Below are 20073 nucleotides of genomic sequence, written 5' to 3' on the forward strand. Positions count from 1 at the left end.
GATGTGGAGGGGAGGGGCTCGCGGCGCATCAACCGGGCGCGCGCGATGGTGATGATCGGCCCGGCCGATGGCGGGCCCGTCCAGGCCCGCCGCGCATCAGCCCGGCGCTGCGACGCTATGGCTAATTCGCCCAGTTCAGCTCGACGCGGCTTGGGCCGATACGCAGGGCATTCGTGCAGCTCTCGGGTCGGCCGGCCACGGTGCAGTTCACCAGGAAAACCTCCACACAGAAGCCCACCACGCTCTGCACCGAGTGTTCGACCGGGTTCGGCTCATGGGTGAAGGTCGCCACGCGGCTGGTGCCTGAGTTCGGAATATTGGTGCGACCGACCATCCGCCCCCTGCTGCCGCAGATGCTGACATAGGTGTCGGCCTGCATGCGCGCCTCCGCACCGGCGCGCGTCGCATTGATGGTGACGTCGAACCGGGTGCCGGCGGGAATATCCACCCGAGCGGCGCAGCGCACCTCGTCATTGCGATGCGGCCAGCAGGCATTGGTGGCGAGCTGTGCCGAGGCGGGGGAGGCCGCCAGGAGGGTGAGCATGCAGGCAATGGGGGTTCGGAACATGGGCAACTCCTGAAGCTGCGTTTCGCGTCTGATGATGTGTTGGGGAGGGGCCTGCCGCGCATCAGCCCAACGCGGCGGCGCCAAGGCTGAGCCCTCAGCGCACCTCGATCTTCGTCGCGCCGAGGTTGAGCACCTGCTGGCAATTCGCCGCCTGGCCGCCGCTGCTGCAGGTGGTCAGGAAGGTCTCGACGCAGAAGCCGAGGACGCCCTGCGTGACGGCGCCCGCCTGGCTGCGCTCATTGGTGAAGCCCGCCACATGGCTGGTTCCCGAATTGGCGATGTTGCTGCGCCCGACCAGCTGCCCGGCCGTGCCGCAGGTGCTGATGTAGGTATCCGCGACGATCCGCGCCTCGGTATTGCCCGCACGGGTGGCGGTGATGAACACGCTGTAGGGGCGATTGCCGCCCGGGATGTCCACGCGCACGGCGCAGCGCACCTCGCCATTGCGGTGGGGCTGGCAATCGCCGCGGCCGACCGTCTGGGCGGAGGCGGGGGCGGCGGCCATCAGGGCCAGCAAGGTCAGGGCGGCGGGACGAAGCATCAGGGTCTTTCTTCCTGGGGTTGGAGGTGGAGGAATCGGGCGGGCAAGCGGGCCGGGGCCTGGCCCCGGGGCTCACCTCACCTCGATCTGGCTGAGAACGAGATTCATCACCGCCTGGCAGCCAGAGGGACGCGCATTGGCGGTGCAGTTGTAGATGAAGGTCTCGACGCAGAGGCCGGCACCGACACTCATTTCGGCGGTGATCGAGCCCGGTTCATTGGTGAAGGACGCGATCTGACGCACGCCCTGCACGGGACCGACTTGCCGGCTCACCATCCGCCCGGGCGCGCCGCACATGCTGACATAGGTGTCGGTCGTCATCGTGGCCGAGGCGTGGCTGATGTCGAAGCCTTGGATCCGGACCGTGTAGCGGTGGCCGCTCGGCGGGACGTCGAGGCGCACCGCGCACCGCACCTCGTTGTTGCGGTGCGGCAGGCAGGCCCCCCATGCGCTTCCCGCGGATCCGTGGGGGGAGGCCGCGGCGGTCAGGGCGAGGAGGGCGAGGGGCGCGAGGGCGGAGAGGCGCGGCATCTGTGGTCTCGGTCTCAGCGGCGGGGCCGCTCATCGGGCTGGTGCGGGACGTCCGGGGAGGCCCCGCGACGTCGGGTTTTTGGCGCGAGAGCGGGGTGCCCAGCAATCGGCCAGTGGCGATGGGGGTGATCGTTGCGGCCGATGGCGGGTCTTTCCAGGCCTCCTGCAACGCGGTAACTCTGCCGCGCTCCAAGGCGGAAACCTTCCTGGCTGAACCGGGAAGCAAGCCGGGGCACAGCATCGAGGAAGGCCGCACGGGTGTGGCCAAAGAACAGGGAATCCCCATGGCCCGCAACAAGATCGCCCTCATCGGCGCCGGCAACATCGGCGGTACGCTCGCCCACCTCATCGGCCTGAAGGAGCTCGGTGACGTCGTGATGTTCGACGTCTTCGGCGGCGTCGCGGCCGGCAAGGCACTGGACATCGCGCAGTCGAGCCCGGTGGACGGCTTTGACGCGGCGCTGAGCGGCGGCAGCGACTATGCGGCGATCGCGGGGGCGGACGTGATCATCGTCACCGCCGGCTTCCCGCGCATGCCCGGCATGAGCCGCGACGACCTGCTGACCAAGAATGCCGGCGTGATGGCGCAGGTGGCCGAGGGCATCAAGACCTACGCGCCCAATGCCTTCGTGATCTGCATCACCAACCCGCTCGACGTCATGGTCTGGGCGCTGCAGCAGAAGTCGGGCCTGCCGCCGCACATGGTGGTGGGCATGGCCGGCGTGCTGGACAGCGCCCGCTTCCGCCTCTTCCTGGCCGAGGAGTTCAAGGTCTCGGTCGAGGATGTGACGGCCTTCGTGCTGGGCGGCCATGGCGACACCATGGTGCCGCTGACCCGCTATTCCACCGTCGCCGGCATCCCGGTTCCCGACCTCATCAAGATGGGCTGGACCACGCAGGAGAAGATCGACGCCATCGTGCACCGCACGGCCAATGGCGGCGGCGAGATCGTGAAGCTGCTGGAGCGCGGCTCGGCCTTCTACGCGCCGGCGGCCTCGGCCGTGGCGATGGCGGAGAGCTACCTGAAGGACAAGAAGCGCGTCCTGCCCTGCGCCGTGATGCTGAACGGCGAATACGGCATGAGCGACTTCTATGTCGGCGTGCCGGTGGTGATCGGCGCGGGCGGCGTGGAGAAGATCGTCGAGGTCGAGTTCCTGCCGGAGGAGAAGGCCGCCTTCGTGAAGTCCTGCGACGCTGTGAAGAAGCTGGTCGAGGACTTCAAGGCGCTGGGCGTCTGAGCACCCCATGCGGGTTGCCGTGATCGCCGATGTGCACGGCAACCGCCTGGCCCTGGCGGCGGTTCTGGAATCCGTCGCCGCCGCCCGGCCCGATCTGCTGATCGAGCTGGGCGACGCGGTCTCGGGGCCGCTCTGGCCAGCCGAGACCCATGAGATGCTGGCGGCGACCTGCGCCGTCGCGGTGCGGGGTAACCACGACCGCTGGGTCGCCTTGGACGCGCCCGAGACCTTGGGCGCCACCGACCGCTTCACCCAGGCGCGCCTCTCGGAAGCCCAGCGCGCGGCGCTGGGCGCGCGGCCGATGAGCTGGCGCGGCGAGGGCATCCTCGCCATGCATAGCCTGCCGGATGATGACCTGACCTATGTGATGCATGAATCCACCCGCCATGGCATCCGCGAGCGCGTGCCGGGCGAGGTGGAGGCGCTGCTGCCGAAGCCGGCGGGCGAGAGCCTGGTGCTGACGGCGCACACGCACCGTGCGCATGCGGTGCGGTTGCGGGACGGGCGCCTTGTGGTGAACCCAGGCTCCGTCGGCCAGCCGGCCTATACCGACAGCACGCCCTTTCCGCATGTGATGCAGGCCGGCACGCCCCATGCCCGCTGGGCTCTGCTGGAGCAGCGCGGAAATGCGTGGCGTGTCAACTTCCACGCGATCGAGTATGACTGGGACGCCGCCGCGTCCGAGGCGGCGCGCCACGGCCGGGATGACTGGTCGCGCGCGCTCGCCACAGGAAATCTGAGCTGACCCGAAGGACCACCCGAGCATGAACATCCACGAATACCAGGCGAAGGAGCTGCTGCGCCGCTACGGCGTGGCCGTCCTGGAAGGCCATGTGGCCTGGAACGCCGACGAGGCGGAGGCGGCGGCGAAGAAGCTGCCGGGCCCGATCTATGTCGTGAAGAGCCAGATCCATGCGGGTGGCCGCGGCGCCGGCCGCTTCACCAATGATCCGAACGGCAAGGGCGGCGTGCGCCTCGCCAAGTCGCCGGAAGAGGCCAAGGCGGCCGCCGCCGCGATGATCGGCTCCACGCTGGTGACGAAGCAGACCGGGCCCGAGGGCAAGGTGGTGAGCCGCGTCTATGTGGAAGCGGGCTGCGACATCGCGCGTGAGCTGTATCTCTCGCTGCTGGTGGACCGCGACAGCTCGCGCGTCGTCATCATGGCCTCCACCGAGGGCGGCATGGAGATCGAGGAGGTGGCGGAGCACCACCCCGAGAAGATCATGAAGGTCGCGATCGACCCGGCCTCGGGCATTTCGGGCTTCCATGGCCGCAAGCTGGCCTTCGGCCTGGGCCTTGAGGGCAAGCAGGTCGGCAGCTTCGTGAAGTTCGTGGACGCCATGTACAAGGCCTTCCTGGAGCTCGATTGCGCCATCGTCGAGATCAACCCGCTGGTCGTCACCAAGGGCGGCGATGTGGTGGCGCTGGACGCCAAGGTCTCCTTCGATGACAGCGCGCTGTTCCGCCACAAGGATCTGGAAGCGCTGCGCGATGACAGCGAGATGGACCCGAAGGAACTCGACGCCACCAACAATGACCTGAACTATGTGGCGCTCGACGGCGAGATCGGCTGCATGGTGAATGGCGCCGGCCTGGCCATGGCGACCATGGACATCATCAAGCTCTACGGTTCCTCGCCGGCGAACTTCCTCGATGTCGGCGGCACGGCGGACAGCGCGCGCGTGACGCAGGCCTTCCGCATCATCACCTCGGACGTGAATGTGAAGGCCATCCTGGTCAACATCTTCGGCGGCATCGCCAAGTGCGACATGATCGCGACCGGCATCGTCGAGGCGTCGAAGAACCTCTCGCTCAAGGTGCCGCTGGTCGTGCGCCTCGAGGGCACGAATGTGGAGCTGGGCAAGAAGATCCTGGCGGAATCCGGGCTTGCGATCATCGCGGCCGACAACCTTGCCGACGCCGCCCAGAAGGCCGTCGCCGCCGTGAAGGGGGCTTAAGTCCATGGCCATTCTCGTCGACAAGAACACGCGCGTGATGACGCAGGGCTTCACCGGCGCGCAGGGCACCTTCCACGCCAGCCAGGGCATCGCCTATGGCAGCACCTATGTGGGCGGCGTGACGCCGGGCAAGGGCGGCACCATGCACCCGACGCTCAACCTGCCGGTCTTCAACACGGTGGCCGAGTGCAAGGAAGCGACCGGCGCCAATGCCTCGGTCATCTACGTGCCGGCGGCCTTCGCGGCGGATAGCATCCTGGAGGCCATCGATGCCGAGATGCCGCTGATCATCTGCATTACCGAGGGCATTCCCGTGCTCGACATGGTGAAGGTGAAGCGCGCGCTGGATGGCTCCTCCTCGCTGCTCATCGGGCCGAACTGCCCGGGTGTCATCACGCCGGATGCGTGCAAGATCGGCATCATGCCGGGGCACATCCATCGCCGCGGCTCCGTGGGCATCGTCAGCCGGTCCGGCACGCTGACCTATGAGGCGGTGGCGCAGACGACGGCGGCCGGGCTTGGCCAGTCCTCCTGCGTCGGCATCGGCGGCGACCCGGTGAAGGGCATGGACTTCATCGATGTGCTGGAACTCTTCCTGGCGGATGACGAGACCAAGTCCATCATCATGATCGGCGAGATCGGCGGCCAGTCCGAGATCCAGGCGGCCGAGTTCCTGAAGTCCGAGAATTTCGGGCCGGGCAAGCCGAACAAGCCGGTGGTGGGCTTCATCGCCGGCGCCACGGCCCCTCCGGGCCGCCGCATGGGCCATGCCGGCGCCGTGATCTCCGGCGGCCGCGACACGGCCGAGGCGAAGATGGCCGCGATGGCCGAGGCGGGCATCCACATCGCCGACACGCCGGCGAGCCTGGGCTCGACCATGGTGCGCGCGCTGAAGGGTTGAATTCCTGACATCAGGAGTAAGGAAAGGGCCGGATTCGTCCGGCCCTTTTGCGTTGTTATTGTTGCATTTTCAGAACGCCATTTTCCTCAACGCTCCCATGCGGAGAGGGGCTGCCCCTGTCCCATCCTTAGGTCTATGTTCACTGGAATCCGCCCAGCTTCAGGCTGGTGCTGGAATGCCGTGAACAAGGAAGGGCCGGGCCGCCGCAAGACGCGCCCGTGGAAAAAGAATGGCCGGAGTGGACATCCTCGCGAGTGCGATGAATGGCGCGAACGCCGCCTATCTCGCCGACACCTACGCCCGCTGGGTCGAGAATCCCGGTTCCGTGGACGCCTCCTTCGCCGAGCTTTTCGCCGCGCTGAACGATGATGCCCGCGCCGTCCTGACCGACGCGATGGGCGCCTCCTGGGCGCCGCGCCCGCGCGGTGGCTTCGCGCCGGCCGAGGATGCCAAGCCCACGCCCAAGGGCGGTGCCGCCGCCCAGAACCGCGCGACCGACCCCGAGGAAACCCGCCGCGCCGTGCTGGACAGCATCCGCGCGCTGATGCTCATCCGCTCCTACCGCGTGCGCGGCCATCTGGAAGCGAAGCTCGATCCGCTCGGCCTGCAGGTGCCGCCAGCCCATCCTGAGCTCTCCGCCGCCTTCTGGGGCTTCTCCGAGGCCGATCTCGACCGCCGCATCTTCATCGACAATGTGCTGGGGCTTGAGACCGCCACGGTGCGGGAGATCATGCAGCGCGTCCGCGCCACCTATTGCGGGCCGATCGGCGTGGAGTTCATGCACATCCAGGATCCGGACCAGAAGTCCTGGATCCAGCAGCGCGTCGAGGGCGCGCCCTGGGTGAACGGCTACACCCCCGCCCAGAAGCGCCAGATCCTGCTCCAGCTCACCGAGGCCGAGGGCTTCGAGGCCTTCTGCGCCAAGAAGTATGTCGGCACCAAGCGCTTCGGCCTGGAGGGCGGCGAGAGCACCATCCCCGCCGTGCAGACCGTGATCGAGACCGCGGCGCGCGAGGGCGTGAAGGAGATCGCCATCGGCATGGCGCATCGCGGGCGCCTCAACGTGCTCGTGAACGTCGTGAAGAAGCCCTACATGCAGGTCTTCTCCGAGTTCAAGGGTTCGTCCTTCAAGCCGGATGACGTGCAGGGCTCGGGCGATGTGAAGTATCACCTGGGCACCTCGACCGATGTCGAGATCGAGGGCCGGCGCGTCCATCTCTCGCTGCAGCCCAACCCTTCGCACCTCGAGGCCGTGAACCCCGTCGTCGCCGGCAAGGTGCGCGCGCGGCAGGACATGGCGGGTGATGTGAAGATGCGGTCCAGCGTCATGGGCATCCTGCTGCATGGCGACGCCGCCTTCGCCGGCCAGGGCCTGGTCTATGAGACGCTCGCGATGAGCCAGCTCATCGGCTACCGCACGGGCGGCACCATCCACATCGTGACCAACAACCAGATCGGCTTCACCACCGTGCCGGCCCACGCCTATTCGGGCCTCTACTGCACGGATGTCGCCAAGGCGATCCAGGCGCCGATCCTGCATGTGAACGGCGACGACCCGGAGGCGGTGGTCTGGTGCGCGCAGCTCTGCGCCGAGTTCCGCATGCGCTTCCAGGCGGATATCGTGCTCGACATCGTCTGCTATCGCCGCCACGGCCATAATGAGAGCGACGAGCCGGCCTTCACGCAGCCCACCATGTACAGCCGCATCCGGCAGATGAAGACCACGCGCACCCTCTATGCCGAGCGCCTCGCCGCCGAGGGCTCCGTCACGGCCGAGGACGCGCAATCCATCCAGGACGCCTTCAACGCCAAGCTGGAGGAGGCCTTCGAGGCCGCGGCCAGCTTCAAGCCGAACAAGGCGGATTGGCTGGAAGGGCACTGGACCGGCCTCAAGGCCGTGGGCAGCACCGACCAGGTGGAGCAGCTGCACGACACGGCGGTGAACCTCGATACGCTGCGCGAGGTGGGCGGGGCACTCTGCCGCGTGCCGGAGGGCTTCAACGCCAATTCCAAGATCGTCCGCCAGCTCGAAGCCAAGAAGACCGCGGTGGAGACGGGCGAGGGCATCGACTGGGCGACCGGCGAGGCGCTGGCCTTCGGCACGCTGCTGCTGGAAGGCCATCGCGTCCGTCTCTCGGGCGAGGATGTGCAGCGCGGCACCTTCAGCCATCGCCATTGCGTGCTGGTGGACCAGAACGACCAGCGCGAATACGCGCCGCTGAACCACATCCGTGAGGGCCAGGCCCGCTTCGAGGCCTTCAACTCCCTGCTGTCCGAGGCCGGCGTGCTCGGCTTCGACTACGGCTATTCGCTGGCCGACCCGAAGACGCTGGTGCTGTGGGAGGCGCAGTTCGGCGACTTCGCGAACGGCGCGCAGGTCATCATCGACCAGTTCATCGCCTCGGGCGAGACGAAGTGGCTGCGCATGTCGGGCCTCGTCATGCTGCTGCCGCACGGGCATGAGGGGCAGGGGCCGGAACACTCCTCCGCACGGCCTGAGCGCTACCTGCAGCTCTGCGCCGAGCGCAACATGCGCGTCTGCAACTTCACCACGCCTGCCAACTACTTCCATGCGCTGCGCCGCCAGCTCAAGGCGAACTACCGCAAGCCGCTGGTGGTGATGACGCCGAAGTCCCTGCTGCGCCACAAGCTCTGTGTCAGCAGCCTGGCCGAGTTCGGCCCGGGTTCGGCCTTCCGCTACGTGATCCCCGAGGTGGACGCGATCGCGCCGGAGGAGCGCGTGAAGCGCGTCGTCCTCTGCACCGGCAAGGTCTATTACGACCTGCTGCAGGAGCGGCGCGACAAGGGCGTGAACGATGTGGCGCTGATCCGCCTGGAGCAGCTCTATCCCTTCCCGGCGAACAGCCTGGCCATGGCGCTCGCCCCCTACAAGAACGCCGAGATCGTCTGGTGCCAGGAGGAGCCCGAGAACATGGGCGCCTGGCATTTCGTGGACCGCCGGATCGAGAAGGTGCTGAGCGACCTGGGCGCGCCCGGCCGTCGCCCGGTCTTCGTCGGCCGCGAGGCGGCGGCGAGCCCCGCCACCGGCCTCGCCAAGGTGCACCAGACCCAGCAGGATGCGCTGGTGCGCCAGGCCCTCGGCCTCTGATGTGAATCCCGGGGTGTCACCGCGTGACGCTCCGGGCCCAAATGGATTAAGACGAGTTCCAGGAAAAAGCGGAAAACCATGGCAACCGACATTCTCGTGCCCACCCTGGGTGAAAGCGTCAGCACCGCGACCGTCGCGCGGTGGCTCAAGCAGGCCGGTGAGGCGGTGGCCGCCGATGAGCCGCTGGTGGAACTGGAAACCGACAAGGTCACGGTCGAGGTGAATGCCCCCGCCGCCGGCGTGCTGGAGGCCATCGCCGCCCAGACCGGCGCCGAGGTCGAGCCGGGCGCCGTGCTCGGCAGCATCGCCGCCGGCGCGGGCAAGCCCGCCGCGCCCTCCACCGCCGCGGCCAAGCCGGTCGGCACCGGGGGCGGTTCCGTCGCCTCGGCCGAACAGCACGGCACGGCCCCGGGCGGCCATGCGCCGGCCGCCGCGCCCGGGCCGCTGCCCGCCGCCGCCAAGCTGATGGCGGAGAACAACGTCTCCGCCGCGCAGATCGGCGCCGGTTCTGCCAAGGATGGCCGGATCGCCAAGGGCGACGTGCTGGACTTCCTGAGCCGCCCCGCCGCGGCTTCCGCCCCGGCCGCTTCCGCGAAGCCCGCGCGCTCGCTCGAAGCCGGCGAGGAGCGGGTGAAGATGACGCGCCTGCGCGCCACCATCGCGCGCCGCCTGAAGGAGGCGCAGAACACCGCCGCCATGCTCACCACCTTCAACGAGGTGGATATGGGCGCCGTCATGGCGATGCGCGGCGAGTACAAGGACCATTTCGAGAAGCGCCACGGCGTGAAGCTCGGCTTCATGTCCTTCTTCGTGACCGCCTGCGTCGCCGCGCTGAAGGAATTCCCGGCCGTCAATGCCGAGATCGAGGGTGACGAGGTCATCTACCGCAACTTCGTGCATATGGGCATCGCGGTGGGCGGGCCCTCGGGCCTCGTCGTGCCGGTGCTGCGCAACGCGGATGGCATGGGCTTCGCCGAGATCGAGAAGCGCATCGCCGATTTCGGCAAGCGCGTGCGCGACGGCCAGCTCAAGCTGGAGGAGATGGCGGGCGGCAGCTTCACCATCACCAATGGCGGCATCTACGGTTCGCTCATGTCCACGCCGATCCTGAACCCGCCGCAGTCGGGCATCCTGGGCATGCACAAGATCCAGGACCGGCCGATGGCGGTCGGCGGCAAGGTCGAGATCCGGCCGATGATGTACCTCGCCCTGTCCTATGATCACCGCATCGTGGACGGGAAGGAGGCCGTCTCCTTCCTGGTGCGCGTCAAGGAGGCCCTTGAGGACCCGCGCCGCCTGATGCTGGGGGTCTGAGCCATGCGTTCGCGCGAAGGCCAGCTCAGCGACAATCGCCCCATCTCCCGCACGCGGCCGGAGAAGGAAAAGCAGTTGCGCGACCTGAAGGAAGTGCTGGCGGGGATGAAGGCGCACGCCACCCCCGCGCTGCGCGATTCCGTGAAGGCGAAGATCAAGGAACTCGAGGCGGATCTGGCCCAGCCGGCGCCGCCGCCGCGCGACCGTAGGCCGCCGCGCCGGGAGTTTTGAGGCCGGGGCTCCCCCCGCGCCCTTGGCCCGGACCCGCCGGGGCCGAAAGGCCCCGGTCCCCGATCAGATGAGCCGCGCTTCCCGGAGCGCGGCCTTCAGCGCCGGAGGAAGCGCCTCCATCCCGGACGCCGCAACACCCTCCACCACATCCGGCGGCGCGTCTTCCGGCGACAGGTAGCGCCAGCCCTGGAAGGCCTTCGTCGCCCTCGCCTCCACCATCACCAGCTTCGGGTCCAGCACCAGGCCGCAGCAGGGCGTGCCGTCGCCCCAGTCATCCTCGATGATGTCCAGGATGCGCTGGCGCACCTGCAGGAAGCCCGACACCACCCAGTAGATGCTGCCGCCATCGAGGATCTCCTCGCGCCGCTTGGGCATCATCCGGGTCTGGTGGCGCAGGGGCGGGTCGGCCACGGCGCGCAGCTTCTGGATGGCGCGCAGCTGCGCCACATCCTTGGGGCCGACGGAAAGCTTCAGCATATGCAGCATCGCCCCTGCATGTGGCCCCGGACCGGAGTCGGGCAAGCGGGGAGCTTATGAGGGCGGCGCCGAGGCGCCCGGCGCGGCCGCCAGCGCGCGGTTCGCCTGCGGGCGCAGGCTGGCATAGGCGACCGGGCCGAAATCCTGCAGCCGCCGCTCCACCGCCTGGAAGGCCGAACGCTCCCGTGCCGAGAGCGGCGCATCCGGCGTGGTGGTCCGGTGGGCCAGGTAGCGCGCCAGCATGCCGGAACCGCGGCGATGCGCGGCGGCGACCATGCCGCCCTCGGTGAGGGTGACCTCCTGTCCGTTCAGCCCGCGCACGCTGCCGCCCTGGCGCGACATCACGCCGTTGCGCTCCAGCTGCACCTCGACGCGGCGGAGGAAGTGGGACATCGCGGCCTCCTGCGCCGCCGGGCTGGCCAGGAAATCGGCCTCGCTGCGGACGCCGTGGCGCTCGGCGAGGGGGGTCCACTGGCCTTGGGCGTTCTTCCAGCCGAGGTCGAGCAGGCTGCCGGGCAGGAACTGATAGCGCCCCAACGCGCCAGAGCGGGGGTTGCGCACGCCATAGCCGTCCCGCGCATGCTCGGCGCTGCGCTCGGCCTGGGCAATGCGCTGGCGGAATTCGGGATTGGGCGCGGCCTCCCAGGGACGCGGGCCGGTGCCGGAGAGGGCGACGCCCCGCACGCGGGGCGTCGCCTCCTGCGCGGTGGCCAGCGCGACGGCAAAGCCGCCCGGCAAAGGCTGGCGCGCGCGGGGCGCCTGAGCGGGATGCTGGGCGGGAATGGGAGGGAGGGCGGCAAGTGGTTCCACGCTCCGATCATTGCCATGGAGGATTAACGCGCGATGAAGGCGCGCGCCGCGTGATAGCCCTTCTCAGCCGGGCGCTTGGTCCATATCGTTCAAACCCGAATTGAATGAATCGAACGAGGATGGGTGCCCGTGCCGTCTGATGAAACAATGCCGCGGCGTCCCGCGGGGCCCGGCGAGACCATCCGAGCCGAAGCGCCGGGCCGCCGGGCCGTGCTGGCCCTGGCCCTGCCGCTGCTGGGTGGTTGCACCATGGTGGGGCCGGATTTCTCCCGCCCGCCCGCGCCGCTGGACACAAGCTGGGCCGCGGCCCCCAACCTGCCCGTCGCCGCCTGCGTGCCGAGCGCCACCACCACCTGCCCGCCCGCCGACACCGCCTGGTGGCGCAGCCTGAACGATCCCACGCTGAACCGCCTGATCGAGACGGCGGCGGCGCAGAACCTCACGCTGCAACGCGCCGGCGTGCGTGTGCTGCAGGCCCGCGCGGTGCTGGCGGCCACCGTCGGCGCCTATTACCCGCAGCAGCAGCAGGCTTATGGCCTCCTGCTCACCGAGCGCGCCAACAGCAACAATGCGGGCACCAGCGCGGGCGGCACGCGCGCCTACAACCTGGGCCGCGCCGGCATCACCGCGGCTTGGGAGATTGATTTCTGGGGCCGGTTCCGCCGCGCCATCGAGGCCTCCGACTCCGACCTCGTCGCCTCCATCGCCGATTACGACAACGCGATGGTAAGCCTGCTGAGCGACGTGGCGGCGACCTATGTGAACCTGCGCGGGCTGGAGGCGCGGCTGGCCATCACCAAGGCCAACATCAACCTCCAGCGGCAATCGCTGCGCATCGCGCGCGTCCGCTTCCGCGAGGGTGCCACGAGCGAGCGCGATCCCGACCAGGCGCAGTCGCAGCTCTCGGGCACCGAGGCGCTGGTGCCCGGCCTCGAGGCGCAGATCGAGCGCGCGCGCAACGCGCTGGCCGTGCTGCTGGGTGTGACGCCCGCCGAGATCCGGCCCATGCTCCAGCCGGGCCCGATCCCGCGCCCCCGGCTGATGGTGGCGACCGGCGTGCCGGCCGACCTGCTGCGCCGCCGGCCGGACCTGCGCCTCACCATCGCCAATGCGGCGGCGCAGAGCGCGCGGATCGGCGTGGCGCGGGCTGATCTGTTTCCCGCCTTCTCGATCAGCGGCAGCTTCGGCTTCCTGGCGACGGATGCGGGCAGCCTGCGCCTCAACTCCGGCGGCGCCTGGCGCAATTCCACGAGCTTCACCGCCGGCCCCTCGGTGGTGTGGAACATCCTGAACTGGGGGCAGATCACCAACCAGGTGCGCGCGCAGGATGCGGTGCTGCAGCAGGCGCTGCTCACCTACCAGCAGGCCGTGCTCCAGGCGCAGCGCGAGGTGGAGGACGGGCTCGTCTCCTTTGCCGGCGCGCAGCAGGCCGCCGTCTCCCTGCGGCGCGCCGTCGCCGCCTCGCGCCGCGCGGCCGCCGTCTCCCTCACGCAGTATGAGCAGGGCCAGACGGACTACACGACCGTGCTGCTCAGCCAGCGCATCCTGCTGGAATACGAGGACCAGCTCGCCATCGCGGAGACCGACATCCCGCAGGGGCTGATTTCCGTCTATCGCGCGCTGGGCGGCGGCTGGGAGATCCGCGAGGGCCGGCCGCTCGTCACCGAGGCGACGCGGCGGCAGATGGCGCTGCGCACCGATTGGGGCCCGCTGCTGGATTACGATGATGGCCGCCTGACCCCGCCGCGGACCCAGGGTCTGCTGCCCCAACCCACCTTCTAGCGTGAGCATCCCGATGATCCGACGTCATGCCAGCCTGCTGCTGATCACGGGCGTGCTGCTCGGCTGCAAGGAGGACAACACCTTCGTGCCGCCGCCCCCGCCGCCCGTGACGGCGGCGACGCCCGCGGTGGCGCCGGCGACCGAATATCTGGAGGCCACGGGCAGCGCCGTCGCGGTCAGCGTGATCGACCTCGTCGCCCGCGTGCCGGGCTTCCTGCGCTCGATCGACTATGCCGACGGCGCGGTGGTGCGCAGCGGCCAGCGGCTGTTCCAGATCGAGCCGGACCAGTATCGCGCCAAGGTCCAGCAATCCGAGGCGCAGGTGCAGCAGAACCAGGCGCTGCTCGACCGCGCCAATGCCGAGCTCTCGCGCCAGCAGCGCCTGATCAGCCAGAACGCCACCGCCCAGGCCGATCTGGAGCGCTGGCAGTCCCAGCGCGACCAGGCGCAGGCGACGCTGGCGGAGGCGCAGGCCAATCTGGCGCTGGCCCGCATCAACCTCGGCTACACGGATGTCACGGCGCCCTTCGATGGCGTGGCCGGCGCGCATATGGTGGATGTGGGCGCCATGGTCGGCGCCTCGACGCCGACGCGGCTCGCCACACTGGTCCAGCTTTCGCCCATCCATGTGAACTTCTCGGTCAATGAGCGCGACCTGCTGCGCATCCGGCGCGAGCTGGACGGACGCGGCATCCGCCGGCCGGACCAGCTGGGCGAGAACGCGCCGCCGGTGCAGATCGCGCTGGCCGGGGATTCGCAGTTCCGCATCGCCGGGCGGCTCGACTACATCGCGCCGCAGCTCGACGCCGCAACCGGCACGCTGCAGCTGCGCGGCCTCTTCGCCAATGCCGACCAGACGCTGCTGCCCGGCCTCTTCGTGCGGGTGCGCGTGCCGATCCGCACGCGGCCCGATGCGCTGATGGTGCCGGAGGCGGCGCTGGGCTCCAACCAGCTCGGCTCCTATCTGCTCGTGGTCGGCGCCAATTCCACCATCGAGCAGCGGCCGGTGGTGCTGGGTCAGCGCATCGGCACGCTGCGCGTGATCGAGGGGGGGCTGAAGCCGGATGACCAGGTGGTGATCTCCGGCCTGCAGCGCGCCATCCCTGGAGCGCGCGTCACGGTGCAGCGCGGCACCATCGCGCCGCCCCCGGCCGAGCCCGTCACTGGCACGGTGGCCAATCCGGCGCCCACCGCCGCTCCTGCCCCCGCGGCGGCGCCCGCCCGATGATCTCACGCTTCTTCATCGCGAGGCCGATCCTCGCCAACGTCATCGCGATGCTCTTCGTGCTGATCGGCGCCGTCTCGGTCTTCAACCTGCCGGTCGCGCAGTATCCGAACGTCGTGCCGCCCACGGTGACCGTCACCACCAGCTATCCGGGCGCCTCGGCGCAGACCATCGTGGATACGGTGGCGCTGCCGATCGAGCAGCAGGTCAACGGCGTGGCCGGCATGATCTACATGCAGTCCCAGTCGGCGGCGGACGGCTCCTACACGCTGACCGTCTCCTTCGAGATCGGCACCGATCCGAACATGGCGCAGGTGCTGGTGCAGAACCGCGTCTCGGCCGCGCTGGCGCAGCTGCCCGCGCCGGTGGCGGCGCAGGGCGTCACCACGCAGATCCATGCGAGCTCGATCCTGGAGATCGTCACCCTCGCCTCCAGCAACCCGCGGCATGACGGGCTGTTCCTGGCGAACTACGCGACGATCAACCTGATGCAGGAGCTGGCGCGCCTGCCCGGCGTGGGCCAGGTGCGCGTCTTCGGCGCCGCGCAATACGCCATGCGCGTCTGGCTCGACCCCGACCAGATGCAGGCGCGCGGCCTGGTGCCGGCGGATGTGATCACGGCGCTGCAGCAGCAGAACCAGCAGGTGGCGGCGGGGCAGCTCGGCATGCAGCCGGCCCCCTCGGGCCAGGCCTTCCAGATCACGCTGAACATCCTGGGCCGCCTCGAGGATGTCTCGCAATTCGAGGACATCGTCATCAAGGCCGAGCCGGGCGGGCGCTTCATCCGCGTGCGCGATGTGGGCCGCGTCGAGCTGGGGGCGCAGACCTACAGCCAGATCTTCAACTGGAACGGCAAGGCCTCCACCGGCCTCGGCATCTTCCAGCTGCCCGGCGCCAATGCGCTCGAGGTGGCGGCGCAGGTGAAGGCGACGATGGAACGCCTCTCGCGCGATTTCCCCGAGGGCATGACCTGGGCCGTTCCCTTCGACACGACCGTCTTCGTGCAGGCCTCGATCCATGAGGTCTATGTGACGCTCATCATCGCGGGCGTGCTGGTGCTGGCCGTCATCCTCGTCTTCCTGCAGGACTGGCGCGCCACGCTGGTGCCGGCGACGACGGTGCCGGTGACGATCATCGGCGCCTTCGCCGCCATGGCCGCACTCGGCTTCACCATCAACCTCTCGACGCTCTTCGCCATCGTGCTGGCCATCGGCATCGTGGTGGATGACGCGATCGTGGTGGTGGAATCGGCCGCCCATCACATCGACAAGGGCGAGGAACCGCACGTCGCCGCGGGCAAGGCGATGGACGAGCTCTTCGGCCCCATCATCGGCATCACGCTGGTGCTGATGGCGGTCTTCCTGCCGGCCGCCTTCCTGCCCGGGCTGACCGGGCAGATGTATCGCCAGTTCGCCCTCGTCATCGCCGCCACCGCGCTCATCAGCGCCATCAACGCGGCGACGCTGAAGCCCACGCAATGCGCCATGTGGCTCAAGCCCGCCAAGCCGCCCGAGCAGCGCAACATCTTCTGCCGGGTCTTCAACCGCGGCTTCGGCGTGGTGGAGGGGGGCTATACGCGCGTCGTCTCCGTCATCGTGCGGCATGCGCGCGTCTCGGTCGTGCTGGCGCTGGGCATGATCGGGCTTGCCGGCTGGGGGCTGACGCGGATTCCCACGGCCTTCATCCCGACCGAGGACCAGGGCTACCTGCTGCTCAGCGTGCAGCTGCCCGACGGCGCCTCGCTCGAACGCTCGCACCGCGTGCTGAGCGATGTGGAGGCCGAGGTGCGCGCCATCCCCGGCGTCGCGCAGACCATCGTCATCACCGGCGTCTCCGTGCTGGACAACAACGCCACGCTGGTGAATGCGGGCGTGATCTACGTGATCCTGGATGACTGGTCGCTCAGGCCGCCCAGCAGCGGGAGGGATCTGCGCGGCCTCTACGCGACGATGCTGCGGCGCTTCAGCACCTACCAGGATGCGGCGATCAGCGTCCTGCCGCCGCCGCCCATCCAGGGCATCGGCAATGCCTCGGGCTTCTCCATGATGGTCGAGCTGCGGGACGGCGTCTTCGACTGGACCAAGCTGCAGCGGCTGACCGACACGATCGTCGAGAACGCCTCCTCGCAATCGGCGATCAACCGCGCCTTCACCACCTTCCGCGCCGAGGTGCCGCAGCTGCGGGTGGAGGTGGACCGCGTGCAGGCCGAGGCCCTGCAGGTGGGCGTGGCCGATGTCTTCTCGACCATCCAGAGCTATCTGGGCTCCACCTACGTCAACCAGTTCAACCGCTTCGGCCGCACCTTCCAGGTCTATGTCCAGGCGGATGGCGAGGCGCGGGTGAACCCGGACGACATCGGCCAGCTGCATGTGCGCAACCGCCAGGGCCAGATGGTGCCGGTGGGCGCGCTCGCCTCCTGGCGGATGGAGCTCGGCCCCTCGCTCATCAACCTCTACAACCTCTATCCGGCGGCCATGATCAGCGGCATCCCGGCGCAGGGCTTCAGCTCGGGCGAGGTGATGGGGCTGATGGAGCAGATCGGCGGGCATGTGCTGCCGCGCGGGACGGGCTTCGACTGGACCGCGCTCTCCTACCAGGAGGCGCAGGTCGGCAGCCAGATGTACCTGGTCTTCGCGCTGGCGCTCTTGCTCGTCTACATGGTGCTGGCCGGGCAGTATGAGAGCTGGCTGGCGCCGATCGGCGTCATCCTGGCGGTGCCGCTGGCGCTGCTGGGGACGGCTGGCGCGCTGATCGGGCTTGGCATCGCCAACAATCTCTACACGCAGATCGGCCTGGTGCTGCTGGTGGCGCTGGGCTCCAAGAACGCCATCCTCATCGTCGAGGTCGCGCGCGAATTGCGGGCCAAGGGCATGGAGATCGAGGAAGCGGCGATCGAGGCGGCGCGGGTCCGCTTCCGGCCCATCATCATGACCTCCATCGCCTTCATCCTCGGCGTTCTGCCGCTGGCGATGGCGACGGGCGCGGGCGCCTCGGCGCGCAACTCCATCGGCATCGCGGTCATGTCGGGCATGCTGGCGAATACCGGGCTCGCGGTGCTCTTCGTGCCGGCCTTCTTCACCGTTCTGCAGCGCTGGGAGGAGCGGAAGCGCAAGCCGAAGGCCGCGGCCGAGAAGACGCTACCGGGCTAGACCGTGATCCGCTATCGCTGGATCACGGTCTCGCCTTGTTGAGAGGATGATTCACCGCTGCGGCGATTCCGCCTCAACGCATCATGCTCTAGGCTCGAGACTCATTCAGCACCAGCAGATGATTGCGGCTGCGATGGCGACGGCCGAGGCGAAGTTGTTGGCGAGCTTGTTGTATCTGGTGTGGATGCGGCGCCAGTCCTTCAGCCGGCTAAAGGTTCGCTCGATGGCGTTTCGCGCTCGGTAGGCAGTCTTGTCGAAGGGATGGAACCGCCTGCGGGTGGGGTTGTTCGGGATGACCGGCAGGGTGCCCCGCTCGGCGAGAAACGCACGCAGGCCGTTGCTGTCATAGGCCGCGTCGGCCAGGAGCTTGGCTGACGGGGGCAGGCGGGCGAGTAGGTCGTGAGCGGGGCGCATGTCGCCCATCTGGCCGGGCGTCACGACGAAGGTGAGAACGCGGCCCGTGCCATCGGTTACGAGGTGGATCTTGGTCCCGCGACCGCCGCGGGAGCGGCCAATGGCCTGGAACTCGGCCCCCCTTTTCCGCCCGCCGCCGCGCGCTGTGCCTTGGCTGTCGTGCTGTCGATCAACTGCAGACCACCTGGCGTCGCCTGTACCAGCGCGGTCAACATCTGCGTCCAGATGCCGCGCTGCGACCAGCGGTGATAGCGATTGTAGATCGTGGTGGGCGGGCCATAGATCCGAGGGCAATCCTGCCAGCGGCCGCCATGCTTGAGCATGTGCACGATCCCGCTGAGCACACGCCGGTCGTCCACCCGACGTGCCCCGGGCTGGTTCTGCGGCAGGAGCGGCGCGATCGCTTCCCACTGCCGATCCGTCAGCCAAAACCCATGCGCCATCCGCGTCGCCCCCCTGAACGAAGGCAGCGAATCACATCGCAACGTGTCGAAGCCAGACCTGATTGGGTTTGGAGCCTAAAGCCAGCGCCGCGTCCGGGCGAGGTAGGCCGGGTAGCTCTCGGGGAAGCGGGTGCGGAGATAGGCCTCCTCCTTCCGCACCACCAGCACGTCGAGGGCGATGAAGGTCGCCCCCACGGCGAGCCAGGCCCAGAGCGTGCCCCAGCTCAGCGCGACACCGGCGAGGAAGAGCAGGAAGCCGAAATAGATCGGGTTGCGGCCGAAGCGGTAGGGGCCGGCGGCCACGAAGGCGGTGTCCGGCTTGTCCGGCCGGGGGTCATTGCCGGCGCGGACCAGCACGAGCAGCGCCCAGCCCACCCAGCCCATGGCGAGGAAGATCACCATGCCCCCCAGCGCGACCGCGGGCGGGCCAAGCTGGACGGGCAGCAGCTTCTGCAGGCCCCAGGCGAAGCCCAGCGCGACCGCCACCATCACCGGCGGCGGGATGCGCACGCCGGGGCCGTGATCCGTCTCAGGCATCGCTCGCCTCCGGCAGCTTCATCCAGCTGGGAAACAGCGGCAGGAGCCGCGCGCCGCCGCATTCGAGCGGGCCGGCCCCCAGCGCCGAGAGCCGCAGCAGCGCCAGGCCCCGGCCTTCGCGGCCGGAGCGCATCTCGCCGACCTCCGCGGCGCCTTGCATGACGGGCGTGCCGCGCGCGGGCAGGGGGCCCTCCACGACGACGGGCACGAGGCGGCGCTTCACCAGGCCGCGATACTTGGTCCGCGCCGTGAGTTCCTGGCCCATGTAGCAGCCCTTGGACCAGGAGACGCCGTGCAACTCGTCGAAGCCCGCTTCCAGCAGCACGGAATGCTCGGCCTGCATGTCGCGCGAGCCGTCGGGCAGGCCGAGGCCCAGGCGATGCGCGTCGTAGTCATCTTCCGTGGCGTCGGGCGTCGCGGGCCTGGGTGTCATCCGGCGCCAGCCGGCCTCGGGCAGGCGGGGGTCGGGGGTCGCGCCATCCGGCATCGCGGCCCCGCCCCAGCCGGCCTGCACCGCCCAGCCGGCGAGCGGCGCCATCGCCACCCTGGAGCGCAGGCGGAAGCGCAGCAGCTTCTGCATGAGCATGTCGGCCTGCGCCGCCTCAGCATCCAGCAGCAGGCGGTCCCCGTCGGCGGTCAGGAAGAAATCGGCCAGCCACTTGCCCTGCGGCGTCAGCAGCGCGGTCCAGACGGCGCGGCCTGGCGCGGCCTCCGTCACATCATTGGACACCAGGCCCTGGAGGAAGGCGAGGCGGTCCTCGCCCGTCACTTCGAGGACGGCGCGGTCGGTCAAGGTGGCGATCGGCATGGGGGGGATGTGGCGGTTTCGCCGAGGGGGTTCAAGC

General features: G+C 69.2%; 18 protein-coding genes and 1 pseudogene. 10 read left to right on the plus strand and 9 right to left on the minus strand.

What is annotated here, in order from left to right:
• Positions 1-121: 121 nt before the first annotated feature.
• The 3 genes from ACQ860_RS19195 to ACQ860_RS19205 form a co-directional block, all read right to left on the minus strand.
• Positions 122-568, minus strand: a complete 447-nt coding sequence (locus ACQ860_RS19195) for a hypothetical protein (RefSeq protein WP_431304939.1) — start codon at positions 566-568, stop codon at positions 122-124.
• Between the two features lie 94 nt (positions 569-662).
• Entirely contained in the window at positions 663-1109 is a 447-nt protein-coding gene (locus tag ACQ860_RS19200) for a hypothetical protein (RefSeq protein WP_431304940.1), read from the minus strand.
• A gap of 72 nt (positions 1110-1181) precedes the next feature.
• The gene (locus tag ACQ860_RS19205) at positions 1182-1640 is read right to left on the minus strand and encodes a hypothetical protein (protein WP_431304941.1); all 459 of its coding nucleotides are present in this window, start codon (positions 1638-1640) and stop codon (positions 1182-1184) included.
• Between the two features lie 284 nt (positions 1641-1924).
• Here ACQ860_RS19205 and mdh point away from each other — a divergent pair, with 284 nt between their 5' ends.
• From mdh to ACQ860_RS19240, 7 genes are all read left to right on the plus strand, one after another.
• Complete coding sequence (gene mdh / locus ACQ860_RS19210) at positions 1925-2878, plus strand: malate dehydrogenase (protein ID WP_431304942.1); 954 nt, start codon at positions 1925-1927, stop codon at positions 2876-2878.
• Positions 2879-2885: 7 nt separating this feature from the next.
• Complete coding sequence (locus tag ACQ860_RS19215; RefSeq protein ID WP_431304943.1) at positions 2886-3623, plus strand: metallophosphoesterase family protein; 738 nt, start codon at positions 2886-2888, stop codon at positions 3621-3623.
• 19 nt (positions 3624-3642) lie between these two features.
• Positions 3643-4836, plus strand: coding sequence for an ADP-forming succinate--CoA ligase subunit beta (sucC, locus tag ACQ860_RS19220; RefSeq protein WP_431304944.1), 1194 nt, complete (start codon positions 3643-3645; stop codon positions 4834-4836).
• Positions 4837-4840: 4 nt separating this feature from the next.
• Complete coding sequence (gene sucD, locus ACQ860_RS19225; protein ID WP_431304945.1) at positions 4841-5737, plus strand: succinate--CoA ligase subunit alpha; 897 nt, start codon at positions 4841-4843, stop codon at positions 5735-5737.
• Between the two features lie 229 nt (positions 5738-5966).
• Positions 5967-8846 (plus strand): 2-oxoglutarate dehydrogenase E1 component, encoded by a 2880-nt coding sequence (locus tag ACQ860_RS19230; RefSeq protein WP_431304946.1) that lies wholly within the window; start codon positions 5967-5969, stop codon positions 8844-8846.
• Positions 8847-8924: 78 nt separating this feature from the next.
• Positions 8925-10160, plus strand: a complete 1236-nt coding sequence (gene odhB / locus ACQ860_RS19235) for a 2-oxoglutarate dehydrogenase complex dihydrolipoyllysine-residue succinyltransferase (RefSeq protein WP_431304947.1) — start codon at positions 8925-8927, stop codon at positions 10158-10160.
• A gap of 3 nt (positions 10161-10163) precedes the next feature.
• Positions 10164-10391, plus strand: a complete 228-nt coding sequence (locus ACQ860_RS19240; protein ID WP_213614316.1) for a hypothetical protein — start codon at positions 10164-10166, stop codon at positions 10389-10391.
• 63 nt (positions 10392-10454) lie between these two features.
• On the opposite strand, the gene ACQ860_RS19245 is transcribed toward ACQ860_RS19240, so the two are convergent.
• Together ACQ860_RS19245 and ACQ860_RS19250 are read right to left on the minus strand one after the other, a co-directional pair.
• Positions 10455-10877 (minus strand): DUF1489 family protein, encoded by a 423-nt coding sequence (locus ACQ860_RS19245; protein ID WP_431304948.1) that lies wholly within the window; start codon positions 10875-10877, stop codon positions 10455-10457.
• A gap of 45 nt (positions 10878-10922) precedes the next feature.
• Positions 10923-11678, minus strand: coding sequence for a hypothetical protein (locus ACQ860_RS19250; protein ID WP_431304949.1), 756 nt, complete (start codon positions 11676-11678; stop codon positions 10923-10925).
• Positions 11679-11825: 147 nt separating this feature from the next.
• Between ACQ860_RS19250 and ACQ860_RS19255 the strand changes: the two genes are divergently transcribed.
• Genes ACQ860_RS19255 through ACQ860_RS19265 form a run of 3 tightly spaced genes read left to right on the plus strand, consistent with a single transcriptional unit; the run spans position 11826 to position 17834 of the window.
• The gene (locus ACQ860_RS19255; RefSeq protein ID WP_431304950.1) at positions 11826-13460 is read left to right on the plus strand and encodes an efflux transporter outer membrane subunit; all 1635 of its coding nucleotides are present in this window, start codon (positions 11826-11828) and stop codon (positions 13458-13460) included.
• Positions 13461-13473: 13 nt separating this feature from the next.
• Positions 13474-14688 (plus strand): efflux RND transporter periplasmic adaptor subunit, encoded by a 1215-nt coding sequence (locus ACQ860_RS19260; protein WP_431304951.1) that lies wholly within the window; start codon positions 13474-13476, stop codon positions 14686-14688.
• Entirely contained in the window at positions 14685-17834 is a 3150-nt protein-coding gene (locus tag ACQ860_RS19265; RefSeq protein ID WP_431304952.1) for an efflux RND transporter permease subunit, read from the plus strand. Before ACQ860_RS19260 ends, ACQ860_RS19265 begins: the two co-directional genes overlap by 4 nt.
• Positions 17835-17939: 105 nt before the next feature.
• Here the strand turns inward: ACQ860_RS19265 and ACQ860_RS19270 are convergent, their stop codons facing one another.
• The 4 genes and pseudogenes from ACQ860_RS19270 to ACQ860_RS19285 all read right to left on the minus strand — a co-directional run bounded on the left by ACQ860_RS19270 (position 17940) and on the right by ACQ860_RS19285 (position 20036).
• A complete protein-coding gene (locus ACQ860_RS19270) occupies positions 17940-18542 on the minus strand; it encodes an IS5 family transposase (protein WP_431302837.1) in 603 nt (200 codons plus the stop codon).
• A pseudogene (locus tag ACQ860_RS19275) lies at positions 18521-18691 on the minus strand (transposase); the annotation flags it as partial. The gene ACQ860_RS19270 and the pseudogene ACQ860_RS19275, both read right to left, overlap by 22 nt.
• A gap of 75 nt (positions 18692-18766) precedes the next feature.
• Positions 18767-19228, minus strand: coding sequence for a methyltransferase family protein (locus ACQ860_RS19280; protein ID WP_431304953.1), 462 nt, complete (start codon positions 19226-19228; stop codon positions 18767-18769).
• On the minus strand, positions 19221-20036 hold the full coding sequence (locus ACQ860_RS19285; RefSeq protein ID WP_431304954.1) for a YgfZ/GcvT domain-containing protein: 816 nt from the start codon (positions 20034-20036) through the stop codon (positions 19221-19223). Before ACQ860_RS19285 ends, ACQ860_RS19280 begins: the two co-directional genes overlap by 8 nt.
• Positions 20037-20073: the final 37 nt, after the last annotated feature.

Source organism: Sediminicoccus sp. BL-A-41-H5 (genome assembly GCF_050632405.1).
Classification (GTDB): Bacteria; Pseudomonadota; Alphaproteobacteria; order Acetobacterales; family Acetobacteraceae; genus Roseococcus.